Source organism: Algoriphagus antarcticus, assembly GCF_002150685.1.
GTDB classification, from domain to species: Bacteria; Bacteroidota; Bacteroidia; order Cytophagales; family Cyclobacteriaceae; genus Algoriphagus; species Algoriphagus antarcticus.
In genome coordinates, this window is record NZ_MSSW01000004.1 from 35574 (window position 1) to 59528 (window position 23955).

At 40.0% G+C, this 23955-nt stretch carries 18 protein-coding genes; 7 read left to right on the forward strand and 11 right to left on the reverse strand.

Annotated features, from left to right (window positions below; translation table 11 throughout):
• The first annotated feature begins 171 nt into the window (after positions 1 to 171).
• The gene (gene mscL, locus BVH04_RS03145) at positions 172 to 588 is read left to right on the forward strand and encodes a large-conductance mechanosensitive channel protein MscL (protein ID WP_086539878.1); all 417 of its coding nucleotides are present in this window, start codon (positions 172 to 174) and stop codon (positions 586 to 588) included.
• A 32-nt stretch (positions 589 to 620) separates the two neighbouring features.
• On the opposite strand, the gene BVH04_RS03150 is transcribed toward mscL, so the two are convergent.
• The 9 genes from BVH04_RS03150 to BVH04_RS03195 all read right to left on the reverse strand — a co-directional run bounded on the left by BVH04_RS03150 (position 621) and on the right by BVH04_RS03195 (position 8212).
• Complete coding sequence (locus BVH04_RS03150; protein ID WP_086539879.1) at positions 621 to 1061, reverse strand: hypothetical protein; 441 nt, start codon at positions 1059 to 1061, stop codon at positions 621 to 623.
• On the reverse strand, positions 1058 to 1423 hold the full coding sequence (locus tag BVH04_RS03155) for a hypothetical protein (RefSeq protein WP_086539880.1): 366 nt from the start codon (positions 1421 to 1423) through the stop codon (positions 1058 to 1060). The genes BVH04_RS03150 and BVH04_RS03155 overlap by 4 nt, the downstream gene beginning before the upstream one ends.
• Before the next feature lie 34 nt (positions 1424 to 1457).
• Positions 1458 to 2006 (reverse strand): RNA polymerase sigma factor, encoded by a 549-nt coding sequence (locus BVH04_RS03160; protein WP_086539881.1) that lies wholly within the window; start codon positions 2004 to 2006, stop codon positions 1458 to 1460.
• A gap of 107 nt (positions 2007 to 2113) precedes the next feature.
• A complete protein-coding gene (locus tag BVH04_RS03165) occupies positions 2114 to 3034 on the reverse strand; it encodes a universal stress protein (protein WP_086539882.1) in 921 nt (306 codons plus the stop codon).
• A 437-nt stretch (positions 3035 to 3471) separates the two neighbouring features.
• On the reverse strand, positions 3472 to 4947 hold the full coding sequence (locus BVH04_RS03175; protein WP_086539884.1) for a lipopolysaccharide biosynthesis protein: 1476 nt from the start codon (positions 4945 to 4947) through the stop codon (positions 3472 to 3474).
• 51 nt (positions 4948 to 4998) lie between these two features.
• The gene (locus tag BVH04_RS26570) at positions 4999 to 5199 is read right to left on the reverse strand and encodes a FeoB-associated Cys-rich membrane protein (protein WP_086539885.1); all 201 of its coding nucleotides are present in this window, start codon (positions 5197 to 5199) and stop codon (positions 4999 to 5001) included.
• On the reverse strand, positions 5121 to 7250 hold the full coding sequence (feoB, locus tag BVH04_RS03185; RefSeq protein ID WP_086539886.1) for a ferrous iron transport protein B: 2130 nt from the start codon (positions 7248 to 7250) through the stop codon (positions 5121 to 5123). The genes BVH04_RS26570 and feoB overlap by 79 nt, the downstream gene beginning before the upstream one ends.
• Before the next feature lie 5 nt (positions 7251 to 7255).
• Positions 7256 to 7483, reverse strand: coding sequence for a FeoA family protein (locus tag BVH04_RS03190; RefSeq protein ID WP_086539887.1), 228 nt, complete (start codon positions 7481 to 7483; stop codon positions 7256 to 7258).
• Positions 7484 to 7585: 102 nt separating this feature from the next.
• Entirely contained in the window at positions 7586 to 8212 is a 627-nt protein-coding gene (locus BVH04_RS03195; RefSeq protein WP_140160508.1) for a hypothetical protein, read from the reverse strand.
• Positions 8213 to 8677: 465 nt separating this feature from the next.
• Here BVH04_RS03195 and BVH04_RS03200 point away from each other — a divergent pair, with 465 nt between their 5' ends.
• The 3 genes from BVH04_RS03200 to BVH04_RS03210 all read left to right on the forward strand — a co-directional run bounded on the left by BVH04_RS03200 (position 8678) and on the right by BVH04_RS03210 (position 19365).
• The gene (locus BVH04_RS03200) at positions 8678 to 14077 is read left to right on the forward strand and encodes a hypothetical protein (RefSeq protein WP_086539889.1); all 5400 of its coding nucleotides are present in this window, start codon (positions 8678 to 8680) and stop codon (positions 14075 to 14077) included.
• A 23-nt stretch (positions 14078 to 14100) separates the two neighbouring features.
• Positions 14101 to 18225: a hypothetical protein gene (locus BVH04_RS03205; RefSeq protein WP_116116474.1), complete on the forward strand. Its 4125-nt coding sequence runs from the start codon at positions 14101 to 14103 to the stop codon at positions 18223 to 18225.
• Between the two features lie 483 nt (positions 18226 to 18708).
• On the forward strand, positions 18709 to 19365 hold the full coding sequence (locus tag BVH04_RS03210; RefSeq protein WP_086539891.1) for a Crp/Fnr family transcriptional regulator: 657 nt from the start codon (positions 18709 to 18711) through the stop codon (positions 19363 to 19365).
• Here BVH04_RS03210 and BVH04_RS03215 read toward each other — a convergent pair whose 3' ends face one another.
• The gene (locus BVH04_RS03215) at positions 19366 to 20169 is read right to left on the reverse strand and encodes a universal stress protein (protein ID WP_086539892.1); all 804 of its coding nucleotides are present in this window, start codon (positions 20167 to 20169) and stop codon (positions 19366 to 19368) included.
• Positions 20170 to 20385: 216 nt separating this feature from the next.
• On the opposite strand from BVH04_RS03215, the gene BVH04_RS03220 reads away from it, so the two are divergent.
• Positions 20386 to 21192, forward strand: coding sequence for a sulfite exporter TauE/SafE family protein (locus tag BVH04_RS03220; RefSeq protein ID WP_086539893.1), 807 nt, complete (start codon positions 20386 to 20388; stop codon positions 21190 to 21192).
• A 125-nt stretch (positions 21193 to 21317) separates the two neighbouring features.
• Here the strand turns inward: BVH04_RS03220 and BVH04_RS03225 are convergent, their stop codons facing one another.
• Positions 21318 to 21968: a sulfate ABC transporter permease gene (locus tag BVH04_RS03225; RefSeq protein ID WP_086539894.1), complete on the reverse strand. Its 651-nt coding sequence runs from the start codon at positions 21966 to 21968 to the stop codon at positions 21318 to 21320.
• Positions 21969 to 22047: 79 nt separating this feature from the next.
• On the opposite strand from BVH04_RS03225, the gene BVH04_RS03230 reads away from it, so the two are divergent.
• Positions 22048 to 23241 carry a tetratricopeptide repeat protein gene (locus tag BVH04_RS03230; RefSeq protein ID WP_086539895.1) on the forward strand — a complete coding sequence of 398 codons (1194 nt, stop codon included), beginning with the start codon at positions 22048 to 22050 and terminating at the stop codon, positions 23239 to 23241.
• A 209-nt stretch (positions 23242 to 23450) separates the two neighbouring features.
• Positions 23451 to 23933 carry an Lrp/AsnC family transcriptional regulator gene (locus BVH04_RS03235; RefSeq protein ID WP_086539950.1) on the forward strand — a complete coding sequence of 161 codons (483 nt, stop codon included), beginning with the start codon at positions 23451 to 23453 and terminating at the stop codon, positions 23931 to 23933.
• Positions 23934 to 23955: the final 22 nt, after the last annotated feature.

Sequence of the window (23955 nt, forward strand, 5' to 3'; positions counted from 1 at the left end):
AGCTTGCAATGTTAAGGAAAAATCTGGGCGTAGAGTTCTGCTTTTTACAGGTAATAATTATCCAATTGCAGTTTTACCTAACTAAATCAAGGTGCAAATAGTTGTGTGTGTTGGAAGGAATGATTTTTTTTAAAATATTCAGTAAATAATTCAACCATTAACCAAAAACTTATGGGATTTCTGAAAGAGTTTAAAGAGTTTGCCATCAAAGGCAATGTAATTGATCTGGCTGTAGCTGTGATTATTGGTGGAGCCTTCGGCAAAATTGTTTCCTCCTTTGTAAAAGACGTGGTAATGCCTCCTATAGGGATGTTGCTAGGTGGGATGGAATTCACTGATTTGGCGATTGTGTTACAAGAAAATAGTATAGGGCCAGCTGGGGAAGAACAAGGGCCTGTGCTACTTAATTACGGTATTTTTATTCAGAATGTAGTTGATTTTGTGATCATTGCAGTTGTTATTTTCATAGCTGTTAAAGCGCTGAATAGCTTAAAGAAGAAAGAAGCAGTAGCTCCAACTCCTCCGCCTCCAGCACTCACCAAATCGGAAGTTTTGCTAGAAGAAATTAGAGATCTTTTGAAAAAATAAAGAAATAAAAAAAGCGGCACAGGCCGCTTTTTTTATTTCTTATCATCATCCCTTCGTCTTTGGTATATGTGTCTGGCAAATTCCCTAGACAATCCATTAAGCTGGATGATTTGATTGTAGCTTATTACATTGGATAGATCCTTGACAAACATCTCTTCGTCTATGATCATTTTTCTTTCTATTTCGAATTTTCTGGTGATTCTTGATTTTGCTTCTTCTTCTGATAATTGAGCATCTTTTACTCTGCCCAGCATAGACATTTCTTTGAGGTTTTTTTCCCTTGCATCATTGTAGACGTTGAAAATCGGCCAGAATTTCTGTGCCTGCTCTGGTTTTAGATCCAATCTAGTAGTGATAAAAGCTACTCTTGCCGCTTCTAATTTTTCACGGTCATATCTTTCTTCTGTTCGTTGGGCTACGGTAGTCCCGATCGCCACAAAAAACAGGAGCGCTATAAGTGTATATTTTTTCATAATGGATACCAGTTTTGATCATTTTCATTCACCACATCTACTTCGTACATCATTTCTTCTGCAATGATTTGATCCAGGATTTCTTCGGGGTTATCTACCATACTGAGCACGTCCTCAGCAGTCCAGTATTGACTTTCAATGTAGAGATCGACCTCTTCATCCATAGATAGTGTCTCAAACTGTGTATCGGAAGCATTGTACTGCCAGATTCCCAAACTTACCACCAGTATAGCCGCAGCTGCAGCATATTTCATCCAGTAGATAGATCTTTGAGGCTTGATCTTATCCATTATGTCTTCTGGAAGATGATCGAAATAATCGTCCGGAGCTTTGAAATCCTGAATTTTCGGAAGTTTTTGCATGGTATAAGTTTAGACTTGGTAGATGGACAATAGTTTATTCTTTGGATAAGGAATGTTCAATTTTTTTCACAGCATGGTGATAACTGGCCTTGAGCGCGCCTACGCTGGTACCGGTAATTTCAGACATTTGCTCATAGGTAAGTTCTTCCTGATATTTCAGATGGAACACGAGTCTTTGTTTATCGGGCAATGTCAGCAAAGCTTTTTGGAGTAAACGCTGAATTTCGTCTCCATCTATATTTCCTGGTTGGTCTATGTATGATTCCATTTTCTCCCGATGATCGTCAATAGAAAAGAAGTATCGTTTTTTCTTCTTTTCCAGGAAACTCAGAGATTCATTAGTCGCAATTCTATATAGCCAGGTGAAAAGACTGGATTGCCCTTGAAACTTGTCGATGTATTGATGCGCCTTGATGAACGTGTTTTGGGTGATGTCATCCGCATCTTCATGAATCAAAACCATTCGCCTGATGACATGATATACTCGCTTTTGGTAAGCCAGGATTAGCTGCCTGAAACCCATGTCCCTGGTTTTGGGATCTTGGATGAGTTGGAGGATTTCCTGATCACCGTTTTTCTTCATTCGCCTTTTAGACCCAATTTATAGAAAAGGGTTTATAGGGTGAGGAAAAAAGACCTCTTAAGTCTTGATTTTCAGTTGAAAAAATAATTCTTGAAAATAGTTGACTGTTAGATTTCGAGGATGTAATCTAGAATTCCTGCATTCTTGCCTTTTGGTCTTGTTACCAAAAGCGGAATGCTATCATTGTACTGAATCAATCGCTCAGCCATGCTACCTATGAAAAGCGCAGTGGCGGCGGTACGTCCTTTTGCTCCTATGATAATTCCATCTGCACCGATTTCTTTGGCCTTAGCTACTATCTCCTCTACTGGGTCATCGTTCAGATCTTGGGTATAGACAGGGGTGATTTTATTCCCTTTGGTGTCTATTTTACGGATGAATTTTTTGTAATTAATCTCCGCATGCATACGCATGATCTGGGTAAATTCCTCGTAACTCTTTCCTGTGTAGTGATAACCGGATGGAACGGTGAAGACATTCTGGCAAACAATTTCAAGTCCGCCATGCTTTTCAGCAATCATGATAGCCTCTTCCATGGCATCTTTGGAGTAATCAGAAAAATCACTTGGTACCAATAAGCGTTGCATTTTGGTCTCAGAGCCTTCCGGCACAATGAGTAGCGAGCAGCTAGCCCGTCTGGCGAGTCTTGAAGAAGCAACTCCAGTACCGGGAAGGTGTACTTTTCTACCAATGAGGATCATATCGGCAGATTTCTCCTCGGCAAGCTTCAATATTTTTTTGGACAGAGAACCTTCTTTTACGATGTAGTTCAAAGAAATTCCTTTCGGATTATTGAAGTGCTCTTTGACTGTCAATTCCATGGCCTCCTGTCTTTCATTGACCATGTTTTCCACTAAGTTCGGAAATTCCTCCAGCACCTCTTTTGGGATGCTGAGGTTCTTAATCACATTTACGAAGTAGATTTTTTTGGTTTGATTGACCTGAGCAATAAATGCTGCATGCTGAACCAGAGTTTGATCCAATGAAGTTTGATCTAAGCAAACGACCATTTTTTTAATCAAATACATAAAGCGCCAACGGTTTTAGGAATTCAAATTTACAAGTAAAAGCAGTAAAAATTTTGATAGTAGGTGAAATATAATTTCGAATAAATCTATTTTTCATCTTATCAAAGGTTTTAACGGTTTGAATTATGGATTGATCTGAAATAATATTCTGATATAAGCTCTTGAAGTCCACGGTTTTTCGTTGTCTTCTCATTGCATTATCGGAATCATCCTGCGAATTCGCCAACCTGTCGTGTAATAAATCGTATATTTGCACTGTCCGGGTCGCCGACATGTTCAAACTTCACAAATTACAAATTTACCGAGTGAAGCTCTTCCCAAAAACAGGCCTCATCCCGATCCTTATCGGGACCTCGCCCTTCAAAAGGCAGGATAACAGTGGAAGTTTGCGGTTAACAGGCAGCTCAAATCTTGTCAAGTAGGAGGTTTGCAACACTCTAAGACCCGGATTTTTTTATTCTATTTTTTACCCATTCCCATTCTTCCGTACCCACACCCAGCAATCTTGAGAAAAACAGGTAGGTACCAAATACCAAAAGGCTGGTAACAAGAATATTTGGAAGTGGTGAAAGAGAAAAGAAATTAAGGTAGCCAGGAGTGAAAGCCATAAATCCTACGAAGATTATCTTCACCGTTTCTGTAGAAAAGGGATCGAAACCCAGTTTGATTTTGAGGAATAAATATTTCACCAGATTGAATAAAAACATTACGGCAACAGAAGCCATTGCAGCCCCATCGATTCCATAAATGGGGATAAGCAGGTAATTCAATCCAATTATTAAAATACTCATTCCGATAGTAGCGATCAGATTAAAGCGGTAATGCTTGGAGAAAACTAGAATTTCGCCGTTTACTGAGAACATTACATCGAAGAGTTTTCCCAGTCCTATCAAGATGACCACATGCTTGCCAGCCTCGTAGATTTCACGATTGGGGATGAAGTAATACAAGGCATCTAGGTTTGACCAGAGTCCTATAAAAAGGAGTAAACAGATATAAAGTTGACGATTAGAAATCTGCTTATATAGCCTGTTGATTTCCTCATGATTTCCTTTTGCAAAGTGATCTGCTATGACGGGCATCACCACTTGTGAAATCGCTCTTCTTGGCAATTCTATCACTAGCGCCATGCTAAAAGCAATCGTGTAAATAGCATTTGCTTCAAGACTGATCATGGAGCTCACCATGATACTGTCGATCTTCATGATCAAGGTCGAAGCTGCTGTAGCTAGGAAGGTAATCAAGCTGAACTGGATGAAAGATGTTCGAAAACCTTTTGGGAAGTTATTCCAGCGGAAATCAAATTTTAAGACTCCTAGCCAAAGCAAATAGACCAAAACTCCCAGCAAAGCGAATCCATACACTGCTATTAACCCCTGCATTACCTGAGGGAAAGTGATCCACTGAAGCAAATAAGATCCGACCAGAATGCCTGTGAGTAAGCGAAGAAATACTTCTCGGACGAGGGTAGGCACGGCTACTTTCAAAAACGATCGGCTATACGCATCTAGAACGCTACTCAATAAAGCGAATAAGGTGATCAGCAGAACTACCCCAAAAAAGTCAATCACTTCAGGTGAATTGACCGCAAATAGATCGATGATTTGATTTTTGAATCCTAAGAAAATTGTGCTCACTAAAGCAAAACCTGCAAGAGATAAGACCAGGCCGTAACTCAAAAATGCAGATTGGTTGGATTTGAGTTGAGGGAAAAAGCGTGTGATGCCATGACCAACTCCCAATTGCGCGAAAGGAACGAATAGTAGTCCTAGATCTTGAATCGTACGGAAAGTGCCTAACTGAGATGCGTCTAGTGCATAAGGGTAAAGCCAAAGTACATTGACATAACCTATGACAACTCCCAGGTATGAAAAAATGGTGGTTTGAATGCTCTGCTTGGCTACTTTGCCCATGAGCTTAAAAGTATCAAAAAACTAGTAATAAGAAATTATTAAAATTGGAATTCAGGGTTTGGCACATTTGTCACAGCCAGCTTCGGACTTTGATTTGAAGAAAAATTTTTTCACCAAATAAGCCAATGCTGCTAAAACGATTAATCCAACTAGAATTTCCTGCCACATAATTTTTACGATAAAATTTGATAGACCAGAAGCGCAGAAACATATGCTAACGCTGTCATGTACACTGTCTGAATCAACGGCCATTTCCAGCCTTTAGTTTCCCTATAGACTACAGCAAGCGTACTCATACACTGCATGGCAAACGCATAAAACACCATAAGAGAAAATGCCGTGGCTGTATTATAGACTTTGTCTCCTGTGATAGGATTGATTTGCTGATTGAGTTTCTCCCGAATCGTGAGTTCGTCTTCCGTATCTGAACCTATGCTATATATTGTAGCTATCGTAGATACGAAAACTTCCCGAGCTGCAAATGAAGCTATCAACGCAATTCCTATTTTCCAGTCGTAGCCCAAAGGTCTGATCACTGGCTCGATTGATCTCCCCATGATTCCAATAAATGAGTTTTCCAGTAGAAGGGAAGAAGTCTCATTTACGATAACAGGGATTTCCTCGGGAGAAGCTTGAGCAAGTTTCACTTCACTTTCTGCTCTGATAGCATCCATTCTCTCAGGTGGGCCATAGGAAGCCAATACCCATAGGATAACTGAAATGGCAAGGATCACTTTTCCTGCTTCGAAGACGAATGTTTTGGACTTGTTGTACATGGTCATCAAAACATCCAGCCATCGTGGGGCACGGTAGGTAGGTAGCTCCACCATGAGGAAGCTTTTCTCCTCGGTTTTCAAAATGCTTTTTAGCAGTAGTGCCGTGAATAATACACCGATTACACCTAATAAATAAAGCGAAAGCAGCGTAAGTGCTTGTAGGTTCACAAAGCCAAATATTCTCTCATTTGGAACGACTAATCCAATCAGAATCACATATACTGGCAAACGTGCTGAGCAACTCATCAGAGGAGTTACCATGATGGTGATGATTTTTTCCTTCCAATTTCCAATATTTCTGGCAGCCATCACACCCGGAATCGCACATGCCACACCGGAAACAAGCGGAACAATACTTTTGCCATGCAGCCCGAAGGGACGCATCCAACGATCCATCAGAAACACAACTCTTGACATGTAACCAGTATCTTCCAAAATTGCCAGAAATCCAAAAAGCATAGCAATCTGAGGTATGAAAATCACCACACCACCAATTCCCGGGATAATACCTTCAGATATCAAATCGGAAAAGGGTCCGTCTGGCAGGGCATCGGAAACCCACCCTGCAAACTCAGCAAAGAATCCATCAATCAGATCCATCGGAACGGATGCCCATGCAAAAATTGCCTGAAATATAATAAGGAGAATACCTCCAAAAATCAGATATCCGAAAACAGGGTGCAGGAAGATTTTATCTATTCCCGACTCCTGTTTTACATCTGGTGTTTTTATGACAGCTTTTTCAACTATCGAAGTGATTTTTCTATACCGGATCTTTGTTTCCTCAAGCTGAGCTTTATCCAAGTCAAAGTTGCTTTCAGCTAGCTTAGTCTTTATCCAGTTTCGATCCTCTAAAGAAAATGTTTTGTCTTTTTCTCCAAATCGAAGCATCTGGTAAGCTTGATATGAATTGGAAAGCTGGAATTTATCTTTTACTTCATCAAGCAAACTAGCATCAACTACCTCCTCGACGTTGATGAAAGATGATTTTTTACTGAAATTTTGTTGGTGAATTAACTCACGAATTTGATCCAATCCTTTCTCTCCTCTGGCATCAGTGCTCAAAATTGGGACGCCTAGTGCTTTGAATATTTCAAAGCTTTTGATCGCGATATTCTTTCTGGTGGCTATATCAGCCATGTTTAGTACTAGGGCCAGATTAAGTCCCAAATCTATCAGCTGAGTCGCCAAAAACAGACCACGGGAAAGCTGACAAGAATCGATTACCATTAAGACGAATTCGGGTCGTTCCTCATCGCTCAGCTGATTCAATACGCGGTGAGCAATGACTTCGTCTTCAGAATTTGGATAAAGACTATAAGTGCCAGGAAGATCAATGATTTCATAACTGCTTCCGTGGTATTGCATCCATCCCGTCTTTTTATCAACTGTTACGCCAGGATAGTTACCGATTTTTTGGTTCAGTCCAGTGAGTTGGTTGAAGATGGTAGATTTTCCAACGTTCGGATTTCCTATGATGGCAACCTTTGGTGATTTGACTAGGGAAGGCGTAGTGGACTCAGGCATGAAATTCAGAGCAATTGTACTTCAATGAGAGAAGCTTCGTTTTTTCGTAAGGCAAGAATGGTTTCATCAAGTTTGAAAGCCATAGGGCCTCCCAATGGGGCAGAATGATGGAGAGTGATCGTTTTTCCGGGTAAAAACCCAAGTTCCATCAAGTTGATTTTCAACGGAGAATCTAAGATTTCTTGGATAATTGCTGCGCGGGTGACAGGTATTGAATCAGCTTTTATGAACATATAGTTATACTGGTCTTTTGACCTAATGCAAAAATAGAACTATTTGGAATGAATCTAAAGAAAAATAAAGAAGATTTTTGTCATGTTTTACCTTTATGCCGGTTAACGTATAAAAAGTTTCTCTCCATTGAAGTTAAACTCTTCCTCAGTATCTAAAACTAGCTGAATATTAAACTTCAATTTTAATTCAGTTTTCGGCTCGTTTAACCAGCCTATTTTTAAATTCTCGTATTGGTAAATCCTAAATCTTCCATCCAAAAATGTTGTTATCGGCGACAGCGAATAGCTGGAATTCCTTTTAATACCAAAGTATTCGCTGATGTCTTGTCCAATCGAAAGAATTGATCCATCTGACATTTGAACCTCTTCGATATTAACTATTTTAATCGAGGTTAATTGCTGAACTGCATAGGGTGGAATCGGATCACACGCGAATGCGACTCCCGGTATTGAAATTTTACTCCCTACTGTTTGAGACAGATAGTTTGTGTCTCCTACAAATATGCCTTTGAAAATCTGGTTAAAGGGGTAGGAAACATCCGAATCCTGCTCCTGTCCATTATCATCGATTGTTTGAACATCAAATGACAAAACTTCAAAACGCTTAATTGGAGGAGAACCATCACAGCCACAGGAATTTCTGCAAAATATGTCACAGCCAATTGGCAAAAAAGCAAAAAATGTGAGGAGTGAAAGTGTAGCAATTGTTCTTTTGAAGTGTGATCTCATTACTAAAAATAGTTCGATTCTTTCAATATTATCGCATTTCAGATTTGAAATCGGAAACATGGTTGTACTCAAAAAACCAAGATTTTTAATAAATACCTGCATGCAGATCCTTGATTGAGTTTGAGAAAGTCATTGGCAAATGTGTATAGAATTTTGGGGTAATAGTTCAGAAATATTATGAAGCAGTAGTTTTAATGAACAATGAGATTAGGGGTTTCAAATTGATTACTGTAAAGTATAGTCTTTGGTTTAAATTGAATGGGTAAATAATACTAAAATAGTAATTGTAATTATTGGATTTTCAAAGATTTAGATTAGGCGCTCCTAGTATTCCATTCATTATTTTTCATAACTTGACTTAGCTTTTTTTAGGCAGAAACTTGTTTTTGGGGTTGATTTTTATTTGTAGCCGAGGGTAGCAGTTTTTGAGGTAAAAAAGCATCACTGTTCTATAAACTTTTTACCATGGAAAAAGATCAACTTGAATCGTTATTGGCCAATATTTTTGGGCACCTGAATGCAGACAAAGCAGCGGAAAAGAAACAATGGGAGGAAGGAGTCCCTCTATTGGCGAGGTCGCTGCTTATACAGGATAGTTCTGAAATCAAATCAGAGTCACTCAGCTTCGAGCGATCTGAATTTTTCTTCCAAGATAGAATCCCGAAGAAAAAAATTGAACTTATCCGCAGAGAAGCAGAAAAAGCTAATGTCAAGGAATCTACAACTACTCCTCTGAAAGAATCTATTGAACCCGTTGTAAAAAGACCCTCAATTAAAGATTCAATTAAGGCCACCGATAGAAAATCTACCAAAGTAGAAGAGCCTGAATTGAAAGCCTTTGTTCGTGAAGTACCAATTAGAAGTACTCAGATTCGTGCCAGTGTCCCCGCATGGGCGGCTGGAGCCAAAGTGGAAAAATCAATTGGGCCTTTTACAAAAACCGACGGGAGGATTATTATAATTGATTTTTTCAGAGTGACAAAATTGATTGGTATATACCAGCAAAACAGTAATCTCCCTGTCCTTTTATTTAAAGCCTCCCTCGTAGAGCCTAAAATTAAGCAGATCAAATCTCCTCCAATTGAAGTGGCTAAAATCTATGATGTTGCCGCAGGTAGCTTTTATATCCGAGCGGATATGCTTGCATCAAATGCTCCAAACAATAGATATGCGGGACTGAAAGTCAAGGACGGTAAAATCCAATTGAGTATAAATCCATCGCTCCAGGGAGGAAAACTTGTCTTAGCGCCTAACACCTCCGTCCAAGTACAACTGGAGGTGGACCAAAGCCCAGATGCATTAGATTCCAAAAAGTCACATGGAAAAGATGCTTTCGAGGCAAAAGTTCAAAATCCAGAAAGCTTGAAGTTTTCATTCTCAGGAATTTCAAAGGCTCAAATCTCGGAAAGTGGTTCCGCACAATGGACTGTTTATGACCAAAAGGCATCCTTCAACCGACTTAATAAAGCGCCGACTTACAATAGTCAATTATCCAGATTATTGATTCCTTATGCCTGTTCAGTGGCAGAGTTTGCTCCTAAAAAGCAAGCAAGCCCAATGGTCGAAATTCAAGAATCAGCTCCTGTTAGCAATTCCTGGTGGGCAATCCCAGCAGCACTATTGGATGTAAATGCACCTTTGGAAGTAGCAGGATCTGGAGGGATACTTCAGGAGTTAAAGGCTGGATTGAAGTTCAGGTGGAAAGGTCTTCAGGGCAAAAACCTAAAATTGGAGAAGCCACAGATCCTTGTTGAAAATGGAAGGATCGGGATTACCGACATGATCTCTAATGGAGAAGGCGCGTATCAGGAAATCGATCATTGGAAAGACGATCTAAATGCGTATGGAACCTCCGTTTCATTAGCCCTTAACAAGTCTGCAGTGTTTATGTACAACTCACTAGCAGAAGGAACGGAGATGCTGGTTGCTTTGGCAAACACTCAAATCAAAGTTGATAGACCGTTGCAAGTCAATGGCTTTCCTGTTTCTGTAAAAACTAAGAATTCAGCATTGGTAATGGCTGGCACGGATGACAAAAATTTGATTTATATACTGGATGACAATATTCTGTGGGACAATAAGCTACCATTTGATAAAGTGCCTAGTTTCAAAAGTATTGCGATAGCTCTTGAAAATGCACTTTTTACTCTTTCGCCAGTAAATGGTGCGCTAGTTTTTGGAGAATGTAATAAAGATTGGAGTAGGATTATTAAAAGTCAAACATTCCTGGTTTTTGGTATGCTCAGTTACATGCCAACTCTTCCGGATCCTTATGTGGCGAATCTCGGGATTCTTAGCAAGCAATTTGGAAGAAAGACTAGAGGGATGGAAGGAATCCAAAGTTGGTTGATTTGCCAAATTTCCCAAGAGCCTGTAAATGAAAAAGAAGATAAAGTTCAGGTTAATTTTCATTTTGGACCTGGTAATACTACTACTACAAATCCTTCAGTAGCAAGCGAAGCACCTTCTCCAAGTCTTATGGCGGTGAATCAACTGAAATCGTCTGATATCAGGCTGGAGACATTAAAATCGACGGCAGTAGGCAGAGGCAATGCTTTGCCCAATTATGACGAGCAACTTCAGCCTTTTACTAGGCCATATGAAATGGATTACTTTGCCTTGATGGATGTGAGCTCCAATGCCAATCAACTGGGAGTCAGTTTAGGTATATCCAGAGGAGATCGGGTGACCACAGGTTTTGCAAGAGCGGTGAATGAGTCAGAAGCAACTATTTCGCAGACAGATGGACAATTGATTTCTGTGGAGGGAATGGAAGTAATGGCACAAGGTGCGATGACTCGTTTATTTATGATGCCACAGGTAGCCTGGGAACCAGTCTTTAACTTGACTCCTCCTGGCTTGAACAAACCCGGAGATCCGCCTGTTTTTTTTAACTACTATGCCAATGATGGAGGCCCTACTAGATTGATAAATAAGCATCAGGAAAGAATTGCAATTTCTCCCAAACCTCTTGTAGATTTTATTTTGGAGAAATATGAGCAGAAACAAACTCCTGTATCTGCATTATTTACACTTCCTTTTGGTCTTAGGGCGACGGCGGAGCTTTCGCATACTAACAGCAGGGAAACCATTAAACCTCAACTAAGTCAAGTTCGTCCGAATTTCCCCAATGATATGCGGGGAGGTATTCAGATACGAGCCACTGCCGGAAACTATGGAAAGAAATTTAATGATGAGCCCAAAAAGAACGATTTGCCCATGTTTGCTGGCTTCACAGTTCAGCTTGCAAATGTGCTAGGAGCTAATGGAATTGCAACAGGATCAAGTACACTGGGTGATAGTGTGACGCGCATTTTCAACGGGGAGTTTTTCGTAGATGCATTAAATCCTACTGTATTGCGAGAAAGGGGAGTACCACTAAGTAAGATTGATTTTACTGGCTATGGAGCAAGTACTTTCAGTAACTGGCTAAGTCCTTCAGCTGCAATCGCTCAAACAAGTCAGGCAAGATTTGATATCATGCTCGGTCGTACAGGACATGAAGTTATTCAAGTCAAAAGCATTGTATATCCTTGGGGAATTCGTGTGGTTCGAACAATTACAATTTTTAGGACGAGTTCTGGATTTGTTTATAGAACTGACAGCGGCTGGCAACCAGAATCTGATGGTATTTTTGATTTCCGGTACAAGTACATTGACAAAACGGTGGCGGGTAATCCCGAAGTAGAAGAGTCACCATTTGAACTACACCCAGGGACTTTACGAGGTTTATTTAATATCACAAATATTCAGGAAGATGGAACGGTAGCTGATTTTGATTCTATAAATACTATAGGCCAAAATGCAAACTATATCAATGAAAATGGTGAAAAGGTAAAGAACCTAGGGGCACAATTTAATCAGGCAGTGAAATGCGTAGCCGTTTATTTTGATGCAGATATTGCTGTAGAAAATCTAGTCAAGGGACATAAAAGCGGAAGAACTCCAGCTAAGAAGATTCTTGGCTATGTGCAATTATCTCCTCCTGGTGTTCCACTTACCCCAGCGCAATTGAAATCCTTGTTAATGCTTCAAGGAGGTTTAATAGGCGGGAATATTAATTGCGAAATGGATGTGAGTGCGTCTGGTCAGCGGATGCAGATCAATCGATTCGATATTTCTCATTCTGAAAAACCAGGAAATCCATCAAGTGAACCAATTTTCGTAGCAGCGACTCGTGGATCAGTTTTACTTCCTAAGGATGGAAGCTGGAGCATGGTTCAGCATGAAACAGGAAGTGGAGAAGTCACGCCTCTTCCACCGCATATTCCGATCCCTTTGATTCGTATAGGGGAATGGCAAAAGGAAATCGTTGTCAAAGCATCAGATGTGACGAATAATCTGGTTCGTTTGGCTCACCCATTGGAAATCCTCAGAAATCCAGAAGTAGATACAATCAATTATGGATTCCTGCAAAGTACGGCTACACAAAAAGCACTTTTCCTAACGCCTAGCTTTAAAAAGGGAATTGGCAAACTATTGAGTAAGACTCCACCGATTTTCTCTGATGCGTATAAACTCATGAACGGAAGCAGCATATTTCCTAATGTAGGAGATGCCTATTCCAACTTCGGAAAAGCAATCGCTTTATTAAATGGAATAGATGAAGATGGAAATAATGTAGCGGCATTTATAGAAAATACAGCTACTGATGGTGGTAGGAAAGTGTTGGAGCTAATGGAGATAACTGCTAAAGAAGAGGCTGGGAAAATCGTAGATAAAGGTTTTAAGCTTCTTTCAGGTGAAGCAAATAGCGTGTTGAATAAGGCGCTGGCATTTGATATTCCCAATTTCGATCCCCTATATCTAGTCGATATGGATGCTTTGAAAATCTATATTGAGTATAAGGCTGAGCAAACAAAAAACGGCTCCAAGCAATATGTGGATTCCAAGCTCAATTTTGATGTGGATTCATTTGCCACAGACCTAGCCGACACTTGGAAAAGCAAAGTCAATAATGTGGCTATGGTGGTTGATTTGGGTTCGTTTGATCGGCTTATGACTATCAAAGGAAACTTTGATGCAGCGAAAGGAAAAGAGTCTGGATATGCAGGCGATAAGGATAGCCCGGGCCCTCTGGATGGAATACCACTTCCTGAAGTAGAATTTAGTGATGCTTTAGAACCTGTAATTGAATTATTGCAGATGCTAGCAGCACTTAGTACCGGAGATTATGGAGCTGTGATGAGGAAAGGTCTTCAAATAGCGATGAGCAATGCAGGAGAGATTTGGGAGTATAAGTTTGAAGCCACCAAAGAAATCCCGCTGATCCGCTTCCCACCAGAAGATTCTGTTTACAACTCACCTCAATGTCCACTGAGACTAGAAGCTGGACTTTCTTTGGGTGTATATTTTAATGCAGCATTGAAGGTAACCTCAGATCCTTCGCAACTTTTGCCGACGGCTGGTGGATTTGTCCAATTCAACGGAGGACTAGAAGTGATGTGTGTGACAGTAGGTGCAGCCACGATATATGCAGTAGGATCAGTAGAAGTTAAGATCGCTTGCGATACGAAGATTGGTCCTAGCCTGATGTTGAAGTTTGGCTTTGGTGCCAATATTTCTGTAGGATTACCTGTAGTGGGTAATGTGAGTGTCACTTATATGGTAGGCTGCGAAATGTATGCAGATGCAGATATCATTGAGATCACAGCATTCATGTTATTCAAAGGACATGCAAATCTACTTGGCGGCATTGTCAGTGTTACGATTTACATAGAAGCGAGTGGTACTGTGAAAAGAATAGCTAGCGAAGACAGGACGGATTGCACAGCTTCAGTGACTTTCGGATTGGATATCAGCATTTGCTTTATTATCAATATCAGCTTTGAAGAGACCTGGCAAGAAAGCCGTCAGATAGCTTAATTTTTTACCTCAAAAAACAAATTATGGAACCTAGAAGATTAATTTCCTTAATGACTTTTCCTCAGCGTTTTGATGGAAATATATTGACGGTTAACATCGTGGTGGTGCCACGAAATGCAAATCCGTTTTCAGATTGGCCGACAGGTCTGCCTAATCCCACTAATGTTCCGGGATTTGCAAATTTACAACCTGAATTTAGTATTTCTATAGTTACAGGAACAGATGATTTCCCCCTTAGTAATGCGACAGCCCCTAGCAGGATTCCGATTGTAAGATCTGTTACTATCATACCAGCCACCGATAAAGCAGCGATAATTCAGAAAGTAGCAGATGCAATGCCGCTTCCGATTACTGATAATTCGGATAAGCTGCCCGACCCTGTGCCAGTGGAGAAAAGCATTAAAAAATACTTGCCAAAATCTTACTTGGAGAGTTTTAATTTTACACAACCCAGACATCCGAATGCAGTCACAGATGACGCGTATCACTGTGCTGTCCGAGACAAAATACCTACGATAAATTATCAGCCTCGAAGCAGCTTGAGCTGGGGTAAAGTTTTTGCGAATATCCTGCGACAACCGTTATTGGCAAAAGCTTGCGGAATGATCTATGAAGTTCAAATGGAAGTTGAAGCTGGCTGGTTTGAAGAGGGAGGATATCTGTATGCGGATATTATAAATGATCCATATGCTATTGCGCAAGCGGGTTTACTGGAAAATTCGAATGGACCACTAATAAAGAGATATGCTGCTAAGATTCCAGCATTGACCCAAGGAACAGCCAGACCTGTATTTGCTCCTGTTTTATTCCCGGTACTTTATAAGAAAGTATCTGATCCGAGTGAGCCGGTTCCTTTGGGGCCTTGGGACGAGCTATTTATGGAAGCGCAAACTTACAATGATGGATTTGCTAAAATAGTGCATGCCAATCAGCCAGTGAGTGGTAATTTGTTGGAAGAAAGTCAAGATGAATTACCTCCACAATCTGATGCAGGTATTCGCTTAGGTTGGGACGATGAGCAAATACTGGTTTGGTACTTGCGCCAGATGATCGAAAACCCTTCTGACCCTGGCTCCTTAAGCAGGATCGATGCTCCATTAGGAGTAATGGGCTATCATATTGACGTCAGACAAGTTGCTGTGGGAAATCTATGGGAAAGTCTGAACAGCATTGAGATCAATGAGTCTGAAAATATGTTTTCCGGACAATTGGACTCTAGCAGCACAGAATTGCCTTATCAGGTCTATCCAAATAAAATCAGTGGCCCCAATAGCGATCATTACTGGTTGCCGATGTATTATGCTCATTGGATAGGAAAGAGTTTAGTGACTGAGGATCAAGATGCACTGGAAATCTATAGAAACCACGAGGACAATGGGGGACAGCAAAATGAATTGCAGGATAAAAGAGTCGCTCAGAATAGAGCACTAATCCCTTCTCAGCTAACAACGGAACTTCGGTATGGGAATTCTTATGAGTTTAGAATCCGGATGACTGATATTTCTGGTGGAGGGCCAAATTTGGATGATGCTCCCTTAAATGCAGCAGCCAGTCCTGAAACAAGTGTTTCGTTCAAAAGGTATGTGAATCCAGGAATGCTTCGCATTGAAAAGCCAGTCGAAATTAGGAGTAATCTACGAACCTACTTTAATGCTACGAATGATGAAGAAACTCAATTTGATTCAAATCCAAGTTTCGTAATTCAGAGACCTTTATTGGAGTATCCAGCAGTGGTGTTTACAAATAAATACCAAAGCATAGGTCAGGATCCAATTCAGCTGTTGAAGGAATTAACATTTCAGGCGGATGGCTTGAAACCTGCATTAGCAGATCCCGATGTTCAGCAGGTCAAGATACGGGTAGAGGTGAAGTCACTTCGGATGGATACTCAATTGAGTCAAAATGGAAGAGATAGTTTTATCACGCTATATCAGACCACTAGAACATTTCCTACAGATTTTGATGGTGTTCTGAATGTTCCGATAGAGTTTATTGATGTTCCTGTCTTGAATATAGGTGAGCAAGCAAATCCATTTTTGAATGAGGAATTGCTGATTGATGCTATTAATGAGATGGAGCAGTTGATATTGCCCACTGGAAGACATATTAGAATATCATTGCGAGGAGAAGCCAGCTCTGATGGAGCACCCGAGAGTTATTTTGGTTTTATTAATGATAGCGAAGACAAGGATAGCAGATTCGGGAAAGTTCAACAATTCATGTTCTATAAGGAGCCATCAAATGAATTGGATTTATTGCAGCCTTTCGAGGCAATTCAACCTGTGCAGGCACTTTTTCTAAAACCTGATAGTGTACCAGCAATTAAAGGGAACATCTTTTCATCGCTTTTACGAAGAGATTCTGAGGAGCAGCAATCAGGTGTCGTAGAGCGTCTAGCCAATGCACTTGGATTGGAGGCAAAAGGTTTAACCTTGGTTGCTCCGAAAGGAGAGCGAGTTGCTTTTGGTTGCAATTCAAGAATCAGGCATTCTTTAGCGCCAGATGGCAGTTCTATCACTTTTGCTACCCAGGCAGATCTCTATAATCATTGGATTGCTACGTTGAGCTATAAAGTCAATCGAGACTGGGCATGGGATACGTTGAATGACGTTGCCTTTGAAATTGAAAGGGAATTTAATTTTCGAAAAGATAAAAATTCAGAAATTAGAAAAAATACTTATTTAGGAGATATTGAATTGAAGCATACTGTTTCTTTTGAGGCGTTGCAGGCGGATCGTTTTGATCGGGTAAATCGAAATTACACTAGGATCATATATATAGATGCTTTGGATCCTAAAAATGAACTGAAACAAAGTAATGGAGATTTAAAATTTCCGGACGAACTCTGGGCTGAGTATAAAATCAAGCCTAAAACTAAGGAAGGCCACGCCAGCGCTGCAACATTGGAAACAGACCGACTGACACTTCCAACCGTTCTTGCGCCAATTCAAATTCCTAAATTAGTCAGTGTTGGAATTGCCTTTTCTCCCTATGAGAGAACTGATGATTATAGTTCCTCAGAAGCTAGAAAGCGCTATTTATGGGTAGAGTTTGATCAGCCAATAGACAATCCGGATGATACCTATTTTTGCAGGATGCTAGGAAATGCTCCTGATCAGTTAATTGCTATAAATGATGGGGAGCAGTTTATTCCCCCAGAAGAAGCTCCAATCAGCTTAGATCCAGAAATCACCAGACAGATCACTCCAGGTCAAAGTGATGATAAAGCTGGAATAGGAGCAATGCAGCCAATGATACAAGCGACTGATAGTGATCGGCATTATATGATGCCTATTCCTCCGGGATTACATGCAGAAAGTGCTGAGATGTTTAGCTTCTTTACTTATGAATTCAGAGTGGGGCATGGGCAATGGCCTGATCGGGAGGATAATCTTTGGTCTACAGCCCAAGGTCGATTTGGAAGACCTTTGAGAGTAACGGGAATTCAGCATCCAGCACCTACATTACTTTGCTCTCTCAATAGGAATGAGAATCATTTGTACGTAAGTGCATCCTATGCAAAGGCTGTACATAATGGTAAAAATGTGACCTCCAAACCGCCAAGAACTAGTCTTTGGACATTAGTCTATGCCCAAGTTTTTCAAGCAGACGGAAGAGATCATCGAAATATTTTGTTAGGCGAGATAGAAATGAAGATAGGAGTGAGAGTAAACACGGAGCCTGAGCGTCTAAAGAAAATTAATGCTTTGACTCAGCAGGTATATTTCAAACCTACAATCGGAGATTACACAACAGGAAGTATAAAATTGAACCCAGCGGTTTTGAAATTAGGTAATCTTGTAGCAAGTATAAAAGATGAGCAACCTGTAGCCACAGCAGTAGTGACTTCCGAGGACATTGCTGAGAAATTGATTTCTTTTGGATTGCCAGAAGACAGTCCTCTCAGTGTTTTGGTGGTTGAGGTTTTTGGAAATATCACTAATATTCATGACCATATGTATGATTATAGAAATACCAATGTGAATGGAGTATCTGATCGAATGGCTGAAGGATTAAAATCTAAAAGAGCAGAAGTGAATCTCATGTCAGACATTCGCCCATTGAGTAAAGGATTAGGGCATTTTAGGATTTTGAGAACCTCACCGCTAACCAAGGTACCGTTCGTCTGCTGCCCCACATGTGAATAAGTGCAAAACTGGAATACAACAAATGCCTTTCAAATCACTTGAAAGGCATTTTTTATGAAAGTCGATTAACCGCGTTGATCAGGGTGGTTCGACATGCCTGTCCGGCGACCTAATGGCCCACGAAACGTTATTCGTTAGATATTCAAGTTTTTAAATTATGTAGTGTTCTTTTAGAATCAAAATCCTAAAAGCCCAAGCTAAAATTGCCAAGCTCTAGGGGTAGAGATCACAGGGATTTCATCCAAAGCAGAGTTGAAGGCTGCCTTTATTACTAAGGCGAAAACTTTGCGGTTCTCTCGTATTATATCCAAAGTAGAGTTGAAGGCTGCGTGGTAGGCAAGGAGCGAAATAGAACTTTCACTCTCGTTTGTTTATTCTCATGAAATGAATATTTTTTTTGAACTAAATTTATTGTGTAATTGTGATATAAATCACTCGGAGAAATTTCGTAGATTCTTAGATTCGCCATCTTTTCAACACATCATGACAACAGAAGAATTAAAGGAAGCATTACCTTTTTTTACAGATCCTGAACTATTAAAGCAGATCTTGGCAAAGGGTCAACTCATGAATTTAAAGGCTGGAAAAGTACTGATGGAGCCCGGGCAATTTGTTAAGATGGTTCCAATAGTCTTGGACGGGTTCATCAAGATATCTCGAATGGACGATGAAGGCAGAGAGTTGTTTTTGTATTTTCTGGATGCGGGAGAGACATGTGCTTTATCATTGACATGCTGCTCCTCTTCTAAGCCTAGTGAGATTAAAGCAGTGGTGGAAGAGGATGCCACTATTATCGGCATACCCATCAATGTAATTGACCAATTTTCTAATGACTTTAAGGAATGGAAAGATTTTGTGGCGAATACCTACCAAAACCGTTTTCAGGAAATGCTGGTTGCGCTTGATGCAGTAGCCTTCAAACGTATGGATGAGCGATTGATGAGATACATTGTGACGAAAATGAAGCAGCTTAAGACAAATGAACTTCATACCACACATCAAGAAATTGCAAATGAACTGACCACCTCAAGAGAAGTTGTATCTCGACTTTTGAAGCAATTAGAGAAAAAGAAATGGATAGAGCTTGGAAGAAATGTGATCTATATCCGTGATGATTTTGAAGAATTGATCAGTAAATAATCAAGGCATTACCAGCAGTGGGACTTTTGAGTGAAACACCATCTGGATGGTTTGACTTCGGTTGAGAACTTGCTCCCAAAGGTTTTTGTGTTGGTGGCACATTACTAAAATCACATTTTCATTTTCTTCCAAAAATTGGTCTAATCCTTCTACTGGAGTTTTAGCATAAAAAGTATGAATTTTCACGGGCAATCCAGGGTAATGTGAAATCACGAACTCCTCCAGCTTTTGGATTCCTGGCTCCTCCTTTAAGTCAGAAGCTGTTTGCACATGGACGAATTCCATTCCGCGTTCCCACCTTATACTCATATCAATGACCCAGTCGATGAATTTTTCTTCATGACTGGAGAACTCTAATGCTAAGGCCACTTTTCTTATTTCCGAAGCAGTTGATTCAGCAGGTACGACCAGAACAGGTACAGAGGTTTCCTTGATTACATTGATAGTAGTACTGCCTATAAGTGCTGCCTTGATACCACTTGCGCCTTGAGTTCCCATTACTATTAAGGTGGCATCACTGTCTTTTGCAATCCTGGCTATCGAAATAGAAGCAGTACCTTCTTTGATGATTTTTGTAAACTTTAGATTTGAGTCTTGATATTTCGCCAAGGTGTTTTGCATTAGTGAACTAGCGTCTCTATGCAAGCTTTCTATTGCAATAGAAGCTTGAGAAGCAAAATCGAAAACTGCCTCTATTACATGAACTAAAATTATTTCACTATCTTTTTTCCCGGCAAGGGCTACAGCAAAATTTAATGCGTTGATGGAATTTTCTGAAAAGTCAACAGGAATAATTATCTTCATAGCCTTAGGATTACTTGCATTAATTTAGACAATTGTAGAAGAATAGTCAGCTATTCTGTTTTTATATTAGGAATAAGTAATGGATCCACGATTGCTCAATTTTTTTTTAAAATTGATGCAAGGACATTTTGCCTCAAGGCAATAAGTGTAACATTTGTCACTTCTAAGTTTAGATATCACGGGTACTTTTGTGAGATCAAATTAGAAAATTTTGAAATGGAAATTATAGTACTAGTAGGATATGCAGCTGCGGTAATTATTGGGGTTAGTTTGGGGCTTATCGGCGGTGGAGGCTCTATATTGACAGTTCCGGTACTCGTTTACATTTTGGGTATTGACCCGGTATTGGCGACAGCCTATTCACTATTTGTAGTGGGTAGTACCTCTCTTGTAGGTTCTTTTACCTATATGAAGAAGCAACTGGTGGATTATAAGACCGCTTTAGTATTTGCAATCCCTTCCTTTATTGCAGTTTTTCTAACTAGGAAATTTATCGTCCCGGCTCTTCCTGATCCATTGCTTGTATTGGGAGGTACTGAGATTACCAAAGGCCTTGGCATCATGGTGTTCTTTGCTTTAATAATGCTTGCAGCCTCCTATTCTATGATCAAGGGAAATGGGGGAGATAGTTCGGACGAGGAGAGTAAAGTTCAGTTTAATATTCCTTTAATCGCAGTGGAGGGCATCGTAGTAGGGTTGGTTACAGGTATTGTAGGTGCAGGTGGTGGTTTTTTGATTATTCCAGCACTCGTGCTTCTAGCAAAACTGCCGATGAAAATGGCCGTAGGTACCTCACTTTTGATCATTGCTGCTAAATCATTAATCGGATTTTTAGGTGATATTTCCAATCAAACGATCGATTGGAAAATGTTACTGATTTTTACCGGGCTATCTATAGTTGGGATATTTATCGGTAGTTCCTTGTCCAAAAAAATAAATGAAAAGGCACTCAAAAAAGGCTTTGGATGGTTTGTGCTGATTATGGGGATTTACATTATTGCCAAAGAGCTAACGTCAATGTAGTAATTTGTTCAGTATGTTATTTGGACTACCCCGACGGTAATGGACTTAGGTTAAGGATTCTAAATTGCATATAAATGATAAAAAGGGATCAGTTTTGAGCTGATCCCTTTTTGTAGTAAAAATGGTCAACCTCTATAGACCATTATATACCACGTAAGCCAAATTGCCAAAGGAATATAATAGCTCACAAATACCGCTATAGTACATTCCGCAAAAGGTCGGCGACTGATCATGTGAAATCCATATAGCCAGACAATTCCGTAGATAATCTCGAAAATGTTCATAGTGGATAAAGCATAGTGATATTGAGCTGCTACATTATCTGCACCGACCAAGGAGAGTAATGAAAGAGCTCTATATTCATCGATTTCTGTATAAGTAACGCCAGTCTGAGGAGCAATATAAACTAGGAGTCGAACCAATTCTGGGAAAATAAACACCACTTCCGCAATAAGGGCAAACTGCCATAACTCTTTATAAGGCACTTTGTAACCTATAAGAAAAGCTCCTAGCCAAAAGAGAAAGGCGATTACAGTGAATTTCCAAAGTAAAGCAAGAGGAGTCCAGAGATAATTCAAGGCATTGAAAATATGAAAAATCATGAAGTCACCTCTGGCTTCCAAATTATTGTAATCTGGAATGGCTTCAAGTATAAGTGTATTGGTCAGAAACCTGATCAGCAAAAATAAGAAGACGAGTACTAAAAAATAAATCCTCTTATCGAAATCAATTAGTTCTTTCAGACGTTGTCCTTCTGGAGTTAAAGTTTTAGCCATTTTTAAGATGAATCTGTGTCAAATCTAAAATTTTGTTTGGGAATACATCTAATTTTGAAGTCTAAATAGAAAGAAATATATGTTAACACGAATCGCGATGATTCTAAGTATTTGGTTAGCTGCGCTTGGTATCGCTCAGGCTCAGGGGGCAGAAGCAGATTCTATGATCTTTGCACCTTCCAAGTATCTATTGCTGGACAGAGGCCTTCAATTTAGGATTACCAAGTCGATCAACAGCATGTACAATTTTGATTTCCCTACGGCTGAGCGGGATTATGCTGTACTTGCGATTCAGTATCCAAATCATCCATTGCCCGAATTCTTGGTTGCCCTGGGCTACTGGTGGAGGATAGAGGTAGATGTGACCAATAAGAAGTATGATGCAATTTTCGTCAAATACTTGGATAGAGCTATCGCAAAAGCGGAGGTTATGTTTGACGAAGATGAGACTAATAAGGAGGCTGCTTTCTTTTTGGCAGCTGGATATGGATTTCAATCACGATTATATTCTGAACGAAAAAGCTGGACTAAAGCCGCTTGGGCAGGAAGAAACGCGCTGAAATACATGGATTTGAGTAGAGGTGAGGAAGAGTTTAATCCGGAATTGCTTTTGGGAGATGCACTCTTTAATTATTTCTCCGAATGGATTCCTGAAAATTATCCACTTATGAGGCCAGTAATGGCACTTTTTCCAAAGGGGAATAAGGAGCTAGGCTTGCAGCAACTGGAGCAAGTAGCGAATAATGCTTTTTACACCCGGGTGGAAGCGCAGTATTTTTTGTTTAGACTTTATGCATCTGAGGAGAAGGAACCTTTTAAAGCATTACAGATTTCAGAGTATTTGCATGGAAAATTCCCCAACAACCCCTATTTCCATAGATCGTATGCCCGACACCTTTACGCAGTGGGACGTTGGACGGAATCTGTGCAGCAATCAAGAGAAATCCTGGATCGAATAGATGCTAAATTGCCAGGCTATGAATCTAACAGCGGGCGTTATGCAGCATTTTATATTGCTCAATTCAACGAGCGGCTGGGAGATCGGGCAGAAGCCAAGAAATATTACCTCAAAACACTATCCTTTGGAGAGGAATCTGAGTCACAGGAAAGCGGATACTATTTACATTCCTTGGTACAATTAGGAAAGATAGCGATGGAAGAGAAAAACAAGACTTTGGCTAAAAAGTATTTCAAGGAAGTGAAGAAGTATGCTAAGCGAAAACACCCAGCTCATCAAGAAGCCAGAGAATTCATAAAAAAGAATAAACTTTAACTGAAAAAGTGACGTTCCCACACTAAATAACAGGAGATAATTTGAATTATGTAGAGGTGGCAAGTGATTTTGAAAGGATTGTTTGTATAATGGCTTAGAAATATTAAGAATATTTCGAATTTACTCTTCAAAATTCTGATGAATGGTTTAAAACAATCATCAATTATATTAACTTTGCACCGTATAAAATTCTGTAAATGCACGAGATCATGGATCATAGCTTAAGAATAAAATTCGATAAAATCGATAGAAAGATTCTGGAAATCCTTCAGGCTAATGCCAAAATTACAAACGCTCAACTTTCAAAAGATATAGGGCTTTCTCCTGCTCCTACGTTAGAGCGTGTGAAGAAATTGGAGCAATCAGGTATCATAAAGAGTTACCACGCTAAGCTAGATCCTGAGAAGATCGGGCTGGGTGTTAGTACGTTTGTTTTGGTCAGCTTGATCGGTCACAACAAAGGGAATATTGATGCATTTATGCGGGAAATCAATATAATTCCTGAAGTGATAGAATGTCATCACATTACCGGAACCGGCGATTTTATCCTAAAGATCATCGCAAAAGATATTACCTCATACCAGAGTTTGATGCTTGAGAAAGTATCAGAAATCAAGGAAGTAGATTCTATGCAATCCATGGTTATTTTATCTACTTTCAAGGATTCTAAAGTAATGCCTATCCCGGCTTAATCAGCCTTTAATTATTTTCTTA

Excerpts from the sequence above, each read along its gene's own strand:
- BVH04_RS03190 (WP_086539887.1), bottom strand. The coding sequence starts at position 7,483 with ATGTTCATAAAAGCTGATTCAATACCTGTCACCCGCGCAGCAATTATC.
- BVH04_RS03155 (WP_086539880.1), bottom strand. The coding sequence starts at position 1,423 with ATGCAAAAACTTCCGAAAATTCAGGATTTCAAAGCTCCGGACGATTAT.
- BVH04_RS03195 (WP_140160508.1), bottom strand. The coding sequence starts at position 8,212 with ATGAGATCACACTTCAAAAGAACAATTGCTACACTTTCACTCCTCACA.
- BVH04_RS03175 (WP_086539884.1), bottom strand. The coding sequence starts at position 4,947 with ATGGGCAAAGTAGCCAAGCAGAGCATTCAAACCACCATTTTTTCATAC.
- feoB (WP_086539886.1), bottom strand. The coding sequence starts at position 7,250 with ATGCCTGAGTCCACTACGCCTTCCCTAGTCAAATCACCAAAGGTTGCC.
- BVH04_RS03165 (WP_086539882.1), bottom strand. The coding sequence starts at position 3,034 with ATGTATTTGATTAAAAAAATGGTCGTTTGCTTAGATCAAACTTCATTG.
- BVH04_RS03160 (WP_086539881.1), bottom strand. The coding sequence starts at position 2,006 with ATGAAGAAAAACGGTGATCAGGAAATCCTCCAACTCATCCAAGATCCC.
- BVH04_RS03220 (WP_086539893.1), top strand. The coding sequence starts at position 20,386 with ATGGAAATTATAGTACTAGTAGGATATGCAGCTGCGGTAATTATTGGG.
- BVH04_RS03205 (WP_116116474.1), top strand. The coding sequence starts at position 14,101 with ATGGAACCTAGAAGATTAATTTCCTTAATGACTTTTCCTCAGCGTTTT.
- mscL (WP_086539878.1), top strand. The coding sequence starts at position 172 with ATGGGATTTCTGAAAGAGTTTAAAGAGTTTGCCATCAAAGGCAATGTA.
- BVH04_RS26570 (WP_086539885.1), bottom strand. The coding sequence starts at position 5,199 with ATGGCCGTTGATTCAGACAGTGTACATGACAGCGTTAGCATATGTTTC.
- BVH04_RS03235 (WP_086539950.1), top strand. The coding sequence starts at position 23,451 with ATGGATCATAGCTTAAGAATAAAATTCGATAAAATCGATAGAAAGATT.
- BVH04_RS03215 (WP_086539892.1), bottom strand. The coding sequence starts at position 20,169 with ATGAAGATAATTATTCCTGTTGACTTTTCAGAAAATTCCATCAACGCA.
- BVH04_RS03225 (WP_086539894.1), bottom strand. The coding sequence starts at position 21,968 with ATGGCTAAAACTTTAACTCCAGAAGGACAACGTCTGAAAGAACTAATT.
- BVH04_RS03200 (WP_086539889.1), top strand. The coding sequence starts at position 8,678 with ATGGAAAAAGATCAACTTGAATCGTTATTGGCCAATATTTTTGGGCAC.
- BVH04_RS03230 (WP_086539895.1), top strand. The coding sequence starts at position 22,048 with ATGTTAACACGAATCGCGATGATTCTAAGTATTTGGTTAGCTGCGCTT.
- BVH04_RS03210 (WP_086539891.1), top strand. The coding sequence starts at position 18,709 with ATGACAACAGAAGAATTAAAGGAAGCATTACCTTTTTTTACAGATCCT.
- BVH04_RS03150 (WP_086539879.1), bottom strand. The coding sequence starts at position 1,061 with ATGAAAAAATATACACTTATAGCGCTCCTGTTTTTTGTGGCGATCGGG.